General features: G+C 40.5%; 10 protein-coding genes. 3 read left to right on the top strand and 7 right to left on the bottom strand.

All coding sequences use genetic code 11. The annotated features are described in order from the left end of the window. Positions 1-834 precede the first annotated feature (834 nt). Positions 835-978 (top strand): hypothetical protein, encoded by a 144-nt coding sequence (locus tag GLIP_RS21880; protein WP_008843758.1) that lies wholly within the window; start codon positions 835-837, stop codon positions 976-978. Between the two features lie 95 nt (positions 979-1,073). Here GLIP_RS21880 and GLIP_RS06280 read toward each other — a convergent pair whose 3' ends face one another. The 7 genes from GLIP_RS06280 to GLIP_RS06250 form a co-directional block, all read right to left on the bottom strand. Further along, positions 1,074-1,763: a hypothetical protein gene (locus GLIP_RS06280; protein WP_008843757.1), complete on the bottom strand. Its 690-nt coding sequence runs from the start codon at positions 1,761-1,763 to the stop codon at positions 1,074-1,076. A gap of 16 nt (positions 1,764-1,779) precedes the next feature. Then, a complete protein-coding gene (locus tag GLIP_RS06275; protein ID WP_161602042.1) occupies positions 1,780-2,484 on the bottom strand; it encodes a hypothetical protein in 705 nt (234 codons plus the stop codon). 1,640 nt (positions 2,485-4,124) lie between these two features. After that, on the bottom strand, positions 4,125-4,412 hold the full coding sequence (locus GLIP_RS06270) for a hypothetical protein (protein WP_008843753.1): 288 nt from the start codon (positions 4,410-4,412) through the stop codon (positions 4,125-4,127). Beyond that, positions 4,409-6,025: a PepSY-associated TM helix domain-containing protein gene (locus GLIP_RS06265; RefSeq protein ID WP_008843752.1), complete on the bottom strand. Its 1,617-nt coding sequence runs from the start codon at positions 6,023-6,025 to the stop codon at positions 4,409-4,411. The genes GLIP_RS06270 and GLIP_RS06265 overlap by 4 nt, the downstream gene beginning before the upstream one ends. A 5-nt stretch (positions 6,026-6,030) precedes the next feature. Further along, positions 6,031-6,315, bottom strand: coding sequence for a hypothetical protein (locus GLIP_RS06260; protein WP_008843751.1), 285 nt, complete (start codon positions 6,313-6,315; stop codon positions 6,031-6,033). A 149-nt stretch (positions 6,316-6,464) separates the two neighbouring features. Further along, on the bottom strand, positions 6,465-8,600 hold the full coding sequence (locus GLIP_RS06255; RefSeq protein ID WP_008843750.1) for a TonB-dependent siderophore receptor: 2,136 nt from the start codon (positions 8,598-8,600) through the stop codon (positions 6,465-6,467). Positions 8,601-9,214: 614 nt separating this feature from the next. Then, entirely contained in the window at positions 9,215-10,717 is a 1,503-nt protein-coding gene (locus GLIP_RS06250; protein ID WP_008843749.1) for a CoA-acylating methylmalonate-semialdehyde dehydrogenase, read from the bottom strand. A gap of 451 nt (positions 10,718-11,168) precedes the next feature. On the opposite strand from GLIP_RS06250, the gene GLIP_RS06245 reads away from it, so the two are divergent. Beyond that, positions 11,169-12,431: a metallophosphoesterase gene (locus GLIP_RS06245; protein ID WP_008843748.1), complete on the top strand. Its 1,263-nt coding sequence runs from the start codon at positions 11,169-11,171 to the stop codon at positions 12,429-12,431. A 386-nt stretch (positions 12,432-12,817) separates the two neighbouring features. Then, positions 12,818-13,909, top strand: coding sequence for a cytochrome-c peroxidase (locus GLIP_RS06240; RefSeq protein WP_040522127.1), 1,092 nt, complete (start codon positions 12,818-12,820; stop codon positions 13,907-13,909). Positions 13,910-14,380: the final 471 nt, after the last annotated feature.

Here is a 14,380-nt window from a genome sequence, read left to right as displayed (position 1 = left end):
TGTCGATTCAGAATGACTTTTTGGATGAGTTAGATTCTGGAAAATATGATTAATTAAGAATACTCCATTCTTACTTAGAGGTCATGCAAGAAAAGATTTAGAGTCTATTCGCAAGTACGCATTAAAAAGTGGGGAAATCCACAATGGTTAAAATATAACGAGATTTTGTGAAAAGAATGCAAGCTTTAGTCAATAATCCAAATCTGGGATTGGCTATTGACGAGGTTCCTAGGGACGGTTATAGATTTCCAGATGGCAAGCATGTTTTTTATTACTTAAAGTGAGAAAATGATGTTGCTTTTGTTGGATTTTTATCTAATCAAATGGCTCCTGAAAAACACCTTGAAAAAATTAAAAGTATAGATTCAGAGTTAAATTTATGAAGTTAACCCGTGACGATCGTCATTTTTTGATAACGAGGATGTTAAATGGATCTGCAATATCATCTATTGCAGCAGAATTAAAATGCCCCAAAAGTACAGCATCATAGATCTTTGAAACTGCGGTTACTCGTATCTTCAGACATGTTAAGCATTCAAAAAACTACTCGATTGAACAAGCAAGACAAGATAAAAAGCGTATAGAGCAACGCCTTGAAGATTATTTAAATGGATCATGGTTTACTGAATACAAGGAACTAGAGCCATCGGCATAAACAACCTTGTTAGTTAGCGTACTAATCATTTTCTGTAACTTCTTTTTTGCGCAACTTTAAAACCAAATTCCCAAATAGTGTAATTTCTATGTGCCTATTGCTTCTCCAAGTGCTGTCCTCGTTGGTTTTTGATATCATACCTCCAACAAAGTGTTTTGAATAATTAGACCATAACAGTTATGGATGACCGTTCAAGGCTTGCAATCAAAGTATTAACTGAAGAAATGACTCTGGATTCTTCATGGGGTAAAAGATTAGATCCAACAGCCAAATTGAAGGCGAAAAGAATTGCTTTAGGTGACGAAGCGGTAGATGTAGTTTGAATGATATTTACATAATTGAGGCTAGTTTTAAGTTGATACCCAAGCGAGACGAGAGAGATGTGGTAATCTGTATGTCAAGGTTAATAGTTCTAAAACTATTCAACGCAGATCAGATTACCCGTCGCAACTAAGTTATTGTCGTCTTGAGTAAGGTTATAAATGAGAAAACCTCCACTTACTGCAATAACCACCGCACCACCTATGGCAACAGGGCCCGCCCAGCCTGGAGAACTCCCAGCTACCCCTAAAGTGGCCAAATATTCTCCGGAGATACTGGCCAAATATTCTGCGGAGATACTGGCCAAATTTCCTCCGAGAGAAGCACCTAAGAGAGCGCCATATTTAGCGAAAGGTACCGTTGCTGCAATTGCAGTACCTCCAGAGGCTAGCCCTACTGTAGACCCCGAAATGGCTCCGAAAGTTGCTCCAACTGCAGTTCCAAATGCAATTTCAGCTCCAGCCACTGTAGCAGCAGTCACAACTGGAGTACTTACAAAGTACGTAGCAGCGAACCCCACTGTTGTTGCAGCAGTTCCTCCGACGAGCGAGCTGGCAAGCAACTCATTTTGATTCCCATTGTCGGAAAAATATGCCTTAATATCCGCAGCAATTGAGTCCGAACCAGATTTTATGAATGCTTTACTTCCTGAATCAAAACCAAAACCGACAACTTTGGATACTTCTAAAGAGCATCCGATTAATTTCGTTTCTGCATAAGAGAAATTAACAACGGAAAGCGTGGAACAAATCACGCAAAGGGAAAACAAATGTCTAATCTTAAGCATCTAGTTTAAGCCCGTTCTAATTGAATAATAAGGACACTAAGTTGTCCCAATTAACCGAATGTACATACCAAGTATCCTCTGGTTTATAGAACACACAGACGTACCTAATTGCTGTTGAATCGAACTTAACCATATAGGAATGCTGGACGAGACTTGCTCCCGCAGTTTTTGTCATAACAAACTCGTACTGTTTTAGCGGCGAACCAATATTCTCGGAAACACTCTCAAGTTGACGATGAGATCGCTCAGCTAATTTTTTGAGGTCATCTTCCGATAGATTCCAATAAGGCTTCAAAATTTCAAAGTCAGAATAAACAAGATTACTATCTGAGTCTTGCAAAATCTCTGCTATATCATCGTATGTTTGTTTCGTTATCGATTTCGTCCATCCCCAAGACTTATCCCAAAACGATATAGTATCGTCACCCTGCTTATTTATAGGAGTCTTTTCTTGTATCTGCGCATAGCTATCCAATAATTTATTTTGAGAATCTTCTGATAAATTGTTGAATTTTTCTAATGACAAATCATAAAAATCGAGGAAGTCTACATCGACATTTTTTGGTATTGTTTGAGTTAGATTAAAGAAAAATGATTCGATGGATTGGCTACAAAGTAGCTTTGTATCGTCTATGGTGCGCAGTTTTTCGGGTAAAGTATTGGTATTAGTATCAGTTCGTTCCGTATTACATCCGGACAACCCCAAGCATAGAAGAACCAAAAAAAATCTCATTTACGTTCCTTGTAATTATAGTAATGACTTTGGTTAGGTTTAAATGGAAGGTCGAAAAAGCTTATCAAAAACATAAGCAGAATCACCTTAGATTTTGAAGATAACAGTAATTAAAGCTATTTTCTACCCATTGTCAAAGCTGGCTTAAAAGATTGGCTAGATGTTTTTTTGCTAGGATATTCTAGTAGTTTTTGCCGATGTGCACGAATTTGTTGATGAACTTGTTGGATCATGGGGATATTAGTTTCGAATGTTAAATACGAGCTACCCTACCATGAAAGAGTTTATTTTTTGCTATCTTAGTTTTGCTAGATGCCTATGAACCAATGTCGAATTCACGTTGAATATTGAAGTCGTTCGCGTGCTATTCGTCAGGTGGTGCAAGCAAAAGCGGAGTTAATGTCGCTGGTGTTGAAATTAGATGTTTACTATTTAAACTCGGCAACTAATGTACTAAATAACGACTATCTGACCGGCGGCTTTTGAGATGCCAGCAGACGATCAATTAAACCTGATTAAACGAATGCAAGTGGCACTTAGCCGAGAGTCGGAAGTGAACGTGAGTTTTGATTAAACTCTGTATACAAAAAATGTAAGTTTGAGTTCACACTATTTCCAATTTAAGTACAATATCTGTTTTCGCAGGGGTCTATATTGGTTAATTTTAACCAATGTTTTTTGCCATTTTTGTGACGTGACCGTGACCAAAGGTGTTAATCGTTGTAAATCGGCTTATGACCGTGAAACTCTCAATCCCTTTATACACGCGGTGTAGACGCTTTTCGCCGGGGTAGACCGATTAAGCCCTTTTCGACGGGGCGCTCTCCGGAGGGCGAGGTCGTGAGTTCGAATCTCGCCGGGTGGGCCATTTCATAGAGTTAAGGTCCTTTGCCCTAAATGACCAAATCCGGCTAAATTTGAAGCCCGTGTCCACACCGTGTCCAAATTATTTATAGACTTCACCGTATGCCGCTATTTTAAATAACTAACAATATTTAATTTTTGCAATCAAGTGGATGTAATAAAGAACTTTCCAAATTTATCTACAACGACTTCCGCTCCACGCCCAAAGCGGACTAAAAAACATATCAGATAAAACGGTAACAATGAGCGATCTATAGTTCCCTGATTTTGATTTAATTGAGTGTTTCAGGTCCAAAGTAAATATTTCATCAGCTCTAACCCCCTAGCTCTCTTTAATTGAACAAAAACGAGGGTTAGATCGAGAGTAAATTCAAAGCCTATTCTCTTTAAAAGACCGTAAATCATTTCGTGAACGTAATTCAAATCCAACATTAGTCGCCAGCTAATTAAAGTGACAATCCCAGATAAACCTAACAGCAAGTTACAGTAGTATCGGTTAACTGAGCTAGGTTTAGCTTTACTCGGTTAACAGTGGTGCCAGTAATAACACTTGCCCACCAAGAAAAATAACAAATCTCTTTTAGAAGAGAAGGCTTGTTGTAACTCATGCTCAGTCCTTGCCTTTCAATAAGAGAGTAAATATCCCCGCACGTCAAAGTCGCTCAACGTGTCATTTGATAAGGGGTGGTGGGTCTTATATTCGGGTGTATTGTGCTCCTTTTATACAATAAGTTATTACGATTAGGTGCCCTGTAACTTTGTATTTAAACCACAGATGTCGGTAATTCAGATACTGCCCATCCGATTACCGTCACGGCTCCAGCGTACATTAAAATACCTGCATAATTTGCCATAGCCGCAAGTGGAATAAATGGCAGTATTAAACTCCATGCAAGCAGTTTTCTGCCAGCAACGGATAACACAAATTTTCTGTTAGTTGTGTTGTCGGTTTTATTAGAAAGCTGCCTACGTCGAGGATCGGTATGAGCCAATAGAAAAACTATGGCTAAACTATACATAATAAAAGGTAGCGTCATAATAAGGTGGTTCATTTGGCTGTCTCCTGGGTCGAAAACGATGTGTTTGTCTGATTGATATTTTGCTGATCAAATTGCATTGATTTATACAGGGCGAAAAAGCACCAAACAGAGCAAAACAATAACGTCATTTCAATAAACATCATGGCCATCATATTATGTTGTAATGCCTGTAACCAGCCGGTACCAGAAGTGGTATATCGAAGCATGGGTAATATCAGGCAAAACAGCCCGTTACCTGCTAATAATACCTTTTTCAGTAGGTGAATATTTTTAATGGATAAACTTAATACACTGATTAAGGCGGCTGAAATAACAAAGGATAATTGGGTCCAAACACTTTGGTTTGTGCCTAAAGAGCCGCTAACAAAAAAGCCCACAGTACTTGCTAAAGAACAAAGCGGAAGACCAAAAAATCCCCATACACACAATCGACTATACCATTGCCAACTGCTTTCGTTTTTTTGATTTCTGTGAGCATAAAGTTGCAGTCCGGAAATGGTGACATAACAAGCTGCTACCCCTAAACTTATCCATATTATTTTTGACCATAAACCTGCAAAGGTGCCAAAGTGAATGGGATAAATCAGCGACAAAATACTACTTCCTAATGACGGTACACTGCCCACTATTGGTTTATATTCCACAAAGTCACCGTTAGTGCCATCGTAAACTAATTGTTCGTATCCAACTTTGCCTTCATTTGGCATAAAAAAGGCCAGTACACTGGCAGACTCGGTGCCTATATGTGAAATGGATAAAAAAGTGGGAGCGGCCGATTGTCGTTGAACCGCATCTTGGAGCATAAGATTCAAATTAGCTGACGCCATTCGGGCCTCGCTTTTATTTTGTTGCTCACCTACCATCGCGTACATTAACGCTTCTTGGTCGCCACCAAAGGCAACAATCCCCATTGCCGGTATACCGAATGCAGTAGAAAAACTAAAGAAGCTGCCAGTAAATGCCAACAAAATAGCAAAGGGAATACTCCAAGTGCCGGCAACTGTATGGGAATCACGTTTGAGGGATTGTCCATCTCGCTGCTTACGAATTGAAAACATATCGATAAAAAGATGACGATGCATCATAAACCCTGATACTGAAGCAATCAGCATAGCTAATCCTAAAATACCTGTAAGGATAAGCCCCCACGGGGAAGGAATGTGCAGCTCAGTATGAATAGATACCAGAAAACGGCTTAGGGCATAGGTATCATCTTGTGCATATATGTCACTGCCAAACCCCGTTTTTTCAGTAACAATCTCGCCTTGTGAATTCAACGCATATTGCACTCCGTATTCGTCCATGTCGCCTGAAGGATTCTGTTTGTGGGTATGAAAAAAATACACTAATTGTTGACGGTCATTTTCATAAGCAGAAATTTCATCTAGGTATTCTTTTGGTGTTTGCGCTGAAAGACGTTTTACCGTTTCATTCACGTCACTAGTAAGCATTAAACGTTGAGGATAATTGCTGTTTGACCATTCTCCAATTTCGTCTGCCACCACTGCCACTGTGCCGGTGAATATCACAGCGTAAAGTAACATGCCCAAAACAATGCCAGACCAAGAATGTAGACTAAGTAATGCTTTAGCTTTCGAACGAAAGGCAGAGGTGTTTTGATCCATAAAGATTAACCTAAAAATTTAAATGTGAGAATGGCGCTATTTACAACAAATAACGCCACCAGTAGCCACTGGGCTTTACGCATATTTGTTGTTAGGTAAGTGTAAAAAAATAAAATAGCCCAAATTAATGGGAGCAGAACTAAAGGCAGTATAATATTATTTACATTGCCAACACCCGGTGGAAACCACACCGCCATGGCTAACATAAACAACAGTGACACCAGTAGCGTCGCCGGACCACTTAGCCAAAAACGTTGGCTTTTAAAAAAAAACAGTAGGGATTTGCCCATAGTCTGCTCCCGTAATCGCTTGTCAAAAACATTTATGTTTGTGTGTTTACATTCAAATTAAGAATTTTTTGCCATCTCACCCAAAAATCTACTATTAAGCAGGACATCATCTGTTACTCAGATATGTCCTGAATGGGGCTGACTTGGGATTAATAGTCCCAACGCATAGTTAAACTGTAATTAATTGGTGAGCCGTAAAATGCTTGCTCGCTTCGTACCGAACTGAGGTACTTTTCGTCGGTAATATTATCTAAATTCAGACTGAGTGAAATCTGCTCGTTGATGCTGTACTGCACATAACCGCCAATCAATGTATAGCTATCCTGAGAGATTCGCCCGTAAGCGGTATCGTAATACATGTCACTTTGCCAACGCACAGACATACCGGCGCTGAGTTTTTCTTGCCATTGAGGTGAATAGTCAGCCAGTAACTTTAAAGTTTTACGAGGCACAAAAGTGCGGGCTTCATCGCCGTTTTCATCGTCCATGGTTAAGGCAGTAAAACCGCCCTGCACTGACCACTCTTGACTTATTTGTCCGGACACTTCCAGCTCAAAGCCATTTGAATCAACGGTAACACCTTTATAGAGGGCGTAATTAAAGTCATCTGAATAATCTTCGTCATCCACACCGTCACCATCGTCATAACCGAGAAATTCATACAGATTTTCCTGCTCTGTTCTAAAGGCTGCGAAACTTACCAGTAAGTTATTCTCGAAACGTTTTTTTATACCGAGCTCATAGCTACGACCTTCAGCCGAACCAAGAGGTAAAAGATCTTCGTTTAAGTAATACTGTGGCTGGTATATATCGCTATAGCTACCGTAGACATTCAGGTCTGTCATCACTTCCCAGGTAAAGCCAAGATAGGGGCTACTGCCATCTTCAGAGGTTGAGGTTGACGCTCCCCATGATTCGCCTTCGTTTTCATAGTCAACGAAGCTCGCACCTATTACTAAATCAAAGTTCTCTGTCACGGCCAATTGCAATGAACCATAAAAACGATTTAGGCTGACATCGGTAAAACCGGCTTCATAGGGTGCGGCCCAAGTTGGTCTTGCTACCTCTGCCTTATTCCAACCAGGAAAAGCTGGCATCACATCAAAACCACTTAGAGCGCCCGAATCGAGATCACTGGTTTTTGAATCGGCAAGGCTAATACCGAAGTTGAAAGTATGTTCCAAACCCCATGCTTGAAAAGTACCCTGTAGATTATTGTCCCAAATAAGGGTTTCATCTTCGGCCGAAAATTTACCTGGGTAGCCCAGCATGCCTAAACCAGTTTCATGTTCTAGTCCGGTATTTGAGTAGCTATAAAATAGCTCAGACTCATCTTCGTAGTTGATATAATTGAGTTTACTGGTGAAATTAAGATTATCAGTGATATACCAACTCAACTCGGCGAAAGCTGTTTCATTTAAAGTATCCCAATAGGTCCAGTCCATCGCTGTGGTGGTGTTAACTGGAAAATCCACTTGGGAGCCATCTGAGTAGATTAACGGCACGGCTCCCCAAGTGACACCATCACTGTTGTTGTCTTGATAGGTATAACCAAAAGTCAGAGTAAGGTTGTCACTTATCTGTCCATCAACCACACCGTACAATACGCTTCGGCTATTTTCATAAAGATCTAACCAACTTTCTTTATCTTGATGAACCATTACGGCACGGGCTGCCCAACTACCTGACTCAGTTAATGGGGTTGATACATCCGCGACAGCACGCACATTCGCCCAGCGACCATAGGTAAGAGCAATACTAGCCTTGGCATCATTACTTGGACGTTTTCTGACATAGTTTACGGTACCAGAGGGATTGCCTAAGCCAGTAATAAGGCCGTTAGAGCCGCGGATAAATTCTACTTTCTCGTAGATGGCAGTATCTAAGTCACCAACAAAAATATCGCCAAATGGGATGCCAGAGCCATCAATATGCATACTGGTAATATCAAAACCGCGGGCACTAAAATAAGTACGGTCAGTTTCGGTTTGATCAATGTTTATGCCAGTGACTTGTTTAAATAAACTATTTATATCATTGAGGCTGTAATTATCAATCGTGCTCCCTTCGACAATCGACAGCGATTGGGGTGTATCAAAACTGTCTAGACCTAAACCAGTTGCCCCAGAACTAACACGCTGGATACGGCTTTCGATGATACGGATGGTTTCAATATCTTCATCTTTGGCTTTGCCAATCTTTTCATTGGTTGATTCTGCTGTTTGTGAGTGAACCGCAAACGCCAGCATAATAGGAGATAGCGCAAAGATTTTCTTATAGGTCATAGTGTCCTCTAAAGTTTGAAGGTGTTTGAAAAAACAACGTCATTATAAATACTTGATAGATAATAACAAACGATAACTATTATCATTTGCATTAACTGAAATGTAAAGTCAAAAACGCCTATTGATTTTTATAGAAGAAATGGTGAATTGTTCATTCTACAGGTGAACATAATTGGGTAATTGCGATTAAAGTTGTCTAGCCTTCGTTACTAGACACTACTTTATACTTAGAACAGGAATTCAGAGTTTTATAAACTTATTTACGGCGAACGAACCAACTTTAAATCACTAAAATTCAACGTTAAATCAATCGTGAAATATACATTTATGCAGCAAAGCTCGATCGTCACCATATGACTCAAATTGAACTTTAACCGTCAGAAGTCTGTTAAAATTGTCCATCACTTAGGCCAGAAGTGGACCTAAATCTAAAACAGGTTCACGCCCAAAGCTGACATTAGCTTTTTCTGATTATTGGCCAATAGCCAATATATCTTGATAGTGGGATTACACTATTATTTTGAGTGAAATATGGAATTTAATTATCATTATTCCAATGCTTGGAAATTGGATTTAGGGCTCACCGTTTTCACGAGGCGGTGAGCCCTATATTTTTATTTCATGGTGGGCATGGAGAATGAATGACTGGAAATATCATTCTTAGGCCATCTTGCAGTGACCGTTTTCATGCGGGTATAAAAACGCACACCGTCTTGGCCATGCATATTGAGCGGGCCAAACACTGAGCGTTTCCAACCACCAAAGCTATGGAAGGCCATGGGCACTGGAATAGGCACGTTGATACCCACCATGCCTACTTGAACCTCGTCACTAAAGGCGCGAGCATATTCACCACTAGTGGTAAAAATGGTGGTGCCATTACCGTATTCATGGGCATTGATTAAGTTAAGGGCTTCTTCAAAACTACCGACTCTGACTATGCTCAGAACGGGTCCAAATATTTCTTCATCATAGATGCGCATGCCGGGTTTAACCTGATCAAACAAAGTAGGACCTACAAAGTAACCTTGTTCATTACCGGTAACCGTAAAGTCTCGGCCATCAATAAGTAAACTTGCTCCTTGAGCGACACCTGCATCAATATAGGAACGCACTTTTTGTGCATGTTCTTTACTGACCAGTGGGCCCATATGGGGTTCTTCTTTAAAACCGGTTCCTGGTCCAACACGCATGGCGGCTATTTCTTGTTTTAGGTGGCTAATGAGTTTCTCAGCACTTTCATCACCCACACAAACGGCTACCGAAATCGCCATACATCTTTCGCCTGCAGAGCCATAAGCTGCGCCCATCAGAGCTGATACAACTTGTTCAGTATCGGCGTCAGGCATGACTACCATGTGGTTTTTAGCGCCACCTAGTGCCTGTACTCGTTTGCCATTTTTGCTACCTGTAGCATAGATATATTCAGCTATAGGGGTAGAGCCAACAAAACTGACGGCTTGTACTCTGGCATCACTTAACAGAATATCTACGGCTTCTTTATCACCATTTACGATATTAAATACCCCGTCAGGTAAGCCTGCTTGAGTGAGTAACTCTGCCACCATCATAATGACGCTGGGATCTTTTTCTGAGGGTTTCATAACAAAGGTATTGCCACAGGCAATGGCGATGGGAAACATCCACATAGGTACCATGACTGGGAAGTTAAAGGGCGAAATACCAGCACATACCCCCAAAGGTTGCATGAGGGAAAAACTATCCACGCCACGGCCGACATTTTGTGAATGTTCACCTTTTAAGAGGTGAGGTATACCACAGGCAAATTCGACAACTTCGATACCACGGGTTAATTCGCCTTTCGCATCAGACAATACCTTGCCATGTTCCAATGAGATCGCTTCAGCTAATTTGTCAAAATTCGCTTCCAACATGACTTTAAAACGAAACATTACATGAGCACGTCGAAGTGGAGTAACTTGGCTCCAAGTTAAAAAAGCCTTATGGGCCGCGCTAATTGCGTCACGTGTTTCATCGGCACTGGCAAGGGATACTTCTAAGCTTTGTTGACCTGTCGCAGGGTTGTATACCGCACTGCTGCGCTCACTGTGACTTGGAACTTGCTTACCGTTTATAAAGTTACCTAACTTGTTCATTGATGGCCTCTATCGTTTGTTATGAATTAAGGTGATGCTGCTAAAAATGTGTGTGTTTTTTAATGCTCCATACAAAATGGAATAAATTTTCCATATATTACTATTATGGAATTTATAAATCAATATTTTGTTGTTTTAAAATACCTGTTCCAAAAAGCATGCTTCTTATGGTTTATTACAAGATGAATAAGCGGCTAGTGATTGGGCGTGCTATCTCACGTTGCTGACAAAGGCTAGGATAGTGAAAAAGTCAGAGATGTTGTTCGTAAAAACAACACTGCACCCGTTATTTGATGTAGGAGTAAAAACTTAGCTTATAACATCTTATGAGCTATCTTTTACATGTAGCTCAAGGATGTGTAGGGGTTTGAATTCCTATCAATAATGGAATTTATATTCCATTATTGATAATTGTGATATCTTTATTCTGGAATTAACACAGGAGAAGATAATGAAAAATAGAACAAATAAACTGCTGCCCGTTTTTGCTTGCTTGGCGTTCTTCGGTAATGCACATGCTGAAAATAGCAGTGCCGAAAAAGTGATTAACATATCGATATTTGGTGATCACGGCGTGATCCCTTTTTACAATGTGCTTGATGACGATGATCAGCCAATACGCACCATGGCCGATTACATGGCAGATCAGGTCGAGGGACATCTGGAAAAAAACCACACAATGGAAGGGTTTTCCCCGACACCAGCGATGTTTGAACCAGCACAAGGTAGTTGGGTACCGGCTAGTGGTATGTATCCTGTCGCTTGGGCCCAAAAAGAGCATTGCCAAACGCGCGGCTGTGATTTTGCCTTGATGCTAGGCGATAATATTTATCCCGATGGAGCAACCCTTGGAGCAGATGGCGTGACCGATGCTCGCCGTTTTAAAGAAATGCTCCATCAACCTTATGGCAATTTTGGTGCCGGAACCCCCAATTTTACCATCTATTCTATGCTGGGTAATCATGACTGGCGTGTCTCGCGCGAGGCGGCGGTCGCGCAAATGGAATATCTGCAGCAACATCCCAATTTTTACATGCCAGATTTGTTTTACAAAGTGTCACCTCCCGGTTTTGAGGGTGAGGTAGAAATTTTTGTGATCGATACCGAAATGCTGCTGGCTAGCGGCGTTGTTAAAGAAGAAAAAGTCGATGTTGATGGTAATGAACTCGATAGTGGTCATTATGAAACATGGCCGGATCACATAAAATTAAAAACACCTGAAGAAAAACGTATGCTCGAGTGGCTAGAAACGTCGCTGAAAAATTCTAAAGCGCGTTGGAAAATTGTTGCCGGCCATCACGCACTTTGGTCGGGCGGTGGCAGTAAGTTCGAAAAGGCGCGAACTCTGCGTAAGTTATTTATGCCTACCTTATGTCGTTATGCAGATGCTTATTTCAATGGTGATGACCATACCTTGGAGGCCTGGACTGATGATTGTGTGGGTGTAACTGATGCCCTTAGCCCGCCTTTGCCCCTCATGACTTCAGGAGCAGCGGGCAAGCAACGTAATATCCATCCAGCATTGATCAAAAAACAGCAACAAAACTATCCTGGCGTCACCAGCCTGTTCTCAAAAGGACAAGCCTTTGGATTTATACATGCTCAAATTAAAGGTGAAGAATTGCGAGTCCAAATCCTTACTACGCCAAACGATTTGAGCGGCAGACCCATAGTTGAAGCTGAATTTACCTTCCCCCGCCGTACAACGAATTAACAGTTTCGTTGCCAAACCTCCAATGACCTCACTGGCTTACTCAAGCCAGTGAGGTCATCGGTTTTAACTAGTATTAATGAATGCTCATTATGTGTTGTGAACGGTAAAATCAGAAGTAATTTTTCATAGATCAGGCAGCTCTCATAACCTTCAACAATATGTTTTGAATAATTAGACCATTACACTTTGCTCTTCACCTACGACAATCGAGCTTAATCTATACAAAACCAGTCTCGGAATTTAATTTCTAATTTATTATAATTTGAACTAAAAATTCTATTTGGTAGAATAACTTCATCAACAACATATTTAAAAGCGAATGCATGCACAATTTATATACAAATAAAACTCCGGCAATGTCCTTTCCTGAGAGAGTTTTAGGCTTTATGTTGAGTACTTTAATATTTGTTTGTTGCCTGACATTGTCTTTTTCAGCCACATCCAATGATGAGATGAGTGCATTAGGTAAAATGGTTTTTTTTGACCCAAAATTATCAACCCCAGTTGGTCAATCCTGCGCTAGTTGCCATAAGCCAGACAAAGGGTATGCGGATAATCAGATTGTAGCTGCTGGTGCCAATCCAATATTGTTTGGCAACCGGAATGTACCGAGTATCAGTTATGTTAGTTTTACCCCCAAATGGCACTTTAATTCTGAAGATGGAACCTGGATTGGAGGATTCTTCTGGGATGGTCGCTCCCTTACGTTGCATGAGCAAGCTGCGGGGCCACTCCTTAGTCCACTGGAAATGGGCAACCAAACAAAGTCTGATGTAGTTAATAAGGTTAAAAAGGCTGCCTATGCCCCACATTTTACAAAATTATTTGGCGCTGATATTTGGACCGATAGTAATCGAGCCTTTGAGGCTATTCTTGAGACTCTAGTAAAATTTCAGTCTAGCAAAGCATTCGCCCCTAGGTTTAGCTCAAAATATGATGCTTATTTACGTAAAAAAGTAGAGCTTAGTTCACAGGAAAAAAGAGGCCTCAAAATATTTGAGGATGAAGATAAAGGAAATTGTGCCGCTTGCCACCCAAGTCAAATTAATGAACAGGGAGAATGGCCTCTATTCACTGATTTTTCATATGACAACCTAGGAGTGCCAAGACTGTTGAGTTCACCTTTTCTCAATATGGAAGAACGTTACAACCCCGCTGGAAAAAATTACATTGATAATGGATTAGCTGACAATCCAAATATCCAAACCCCCACGATACAGCGAGGTAAATTTAAAGTGCCTACATTACGCAATATCGCCTTAACGGCTCCCTATATGCACAATGGTGTAGTCACGACCTTATTCGAGGTACTGGAGTATTACAATTCGAGAGATGTTGATTCTAAATGGGGCAGTCCTGAGGTCGCTGAAAACGTTAATAATGAAGAACTAGGTGATTTAAAACTAACCACCCAAGATATTGAAGACTTGGAAGCTTTTCTCAACACCCTAACAGATGATTGGCAGGCAGCTTCCTAGAATAACTAACTGTTGTAGCTACCTTGTTAACACAAGCTATTCAATAAAGAATGTCAGGGTTTCCCAATTTAACTGGATTATTTCGATAATTCTGCCAATAAAAACACTGCAAAAGTAATATTCCTATTATTCTTTACGGTTCTTTTGGTAACCTGCAGGAACACATTAGTGAATTAAGTTTTAACTAATTGGCGACTAATCAAAAATTAGCACTTTTAATCCTAAAAACATAATAATGCTTATGACTCCTTTGTCGGATTTCTTGTAGTCAGCATAACGGAAGAAAAGGTCCGCTTTTCTTTGCAGTCATGAGCCAGTAAGAAATTATATTACTCAGTTTGATACGTTAATTCTCACTTACATCATATGTTGGCTCTTGCCTGGGCCAAAATAATACCGAAGAATTGAATTAAATATGAAGGGTGTTGAGGATGCTTGTTTCAATTGCCACTAATCAGCTTATTGAAACAA

Origin of the sequence: Aliiglaciecola lipolytica E3 (assembly GCF_000314975.1) — a bacterium.
In the GTDB taxonomy this organism is placed as follows: domain Bacteria; phylum Pseudomonadota; class Gammaproteobacteria; order Enterobacterales; family Alteromonadaceae; genus Aliiglaciecola; species Aliiglaciecola lipolytica.
This window is presented reverse-complemented; position numbering and strand designations above follow the sequence as displayed.

Excerpts from the sequence above, each read along its gene's own strand:
- GLIP_RS21880 (WP_008843758.1), top strand. The coding sequence starts at position 835 with ATGGATGACCGTTCAAGGCTTGCAATCAAAGTATTAACTGAAGAAATG.
- GLIP_RS06280 (WP_008843757.1), bottom strand. The coding sequence starts at position 1,763 with ATGCTTAAGATTAGACATTTGTTTTCCCTTTGCGTGATTTGTTCCACG.
- GLIP_RS06270 (WP_008843753.1), bottom strand. The coding sequence starts at position 4,412 with ATGAACCACCTTATTATGACGCTACCTTTTATTATGTATAGTTTAGCC.
- GLIP_RS06265 (WP_008843752.1), bottom strand. The coding sequence starts at position 6,025 with ATGGATCAAAACACCTCTGCCTTTCGTTCGAAAGCTAAAGCATTACTT.
- GLIP_RS06260 (WP_008843751.1), bottom strand. The coding sequence starts at position 6,315 with ATGGGCAAATCCCTACTGTTTTTTTTTAAAAGCCAACGTTTTTGGCTA.
- GLIP_RS06255 (WP_008843750.1), bottom strand. The coding sequence starts at position 8,600 with ATGACCTATAAGAAAATCTTTGCGCTATCTCCTATTATGCTGGCGTTT.
- GLIP_RS06250 (WP_008843749.1), bottom strand. The coding sequence starts at position 10,717 with ATGAACAAGTTAGGTAACTTTATAAACGGTAAGCAAGTTCCAAGTCAC.
- GLIP_RS06245 (WP_008843748.1), top strand. The coding sequence starts at position 11,169 with ATGAAAAATAGAACAAATAAACTGCTGCCCGTTTTTGCTTGCTTGGCG.
- GLIP_RS06240 (WP_040522127.1), top strand. The coding sequence starts at position 12,818 with ATGTTGAGTACTTTAATATTTGTTTGTTGCCTGACATTGTCTTTTTCA.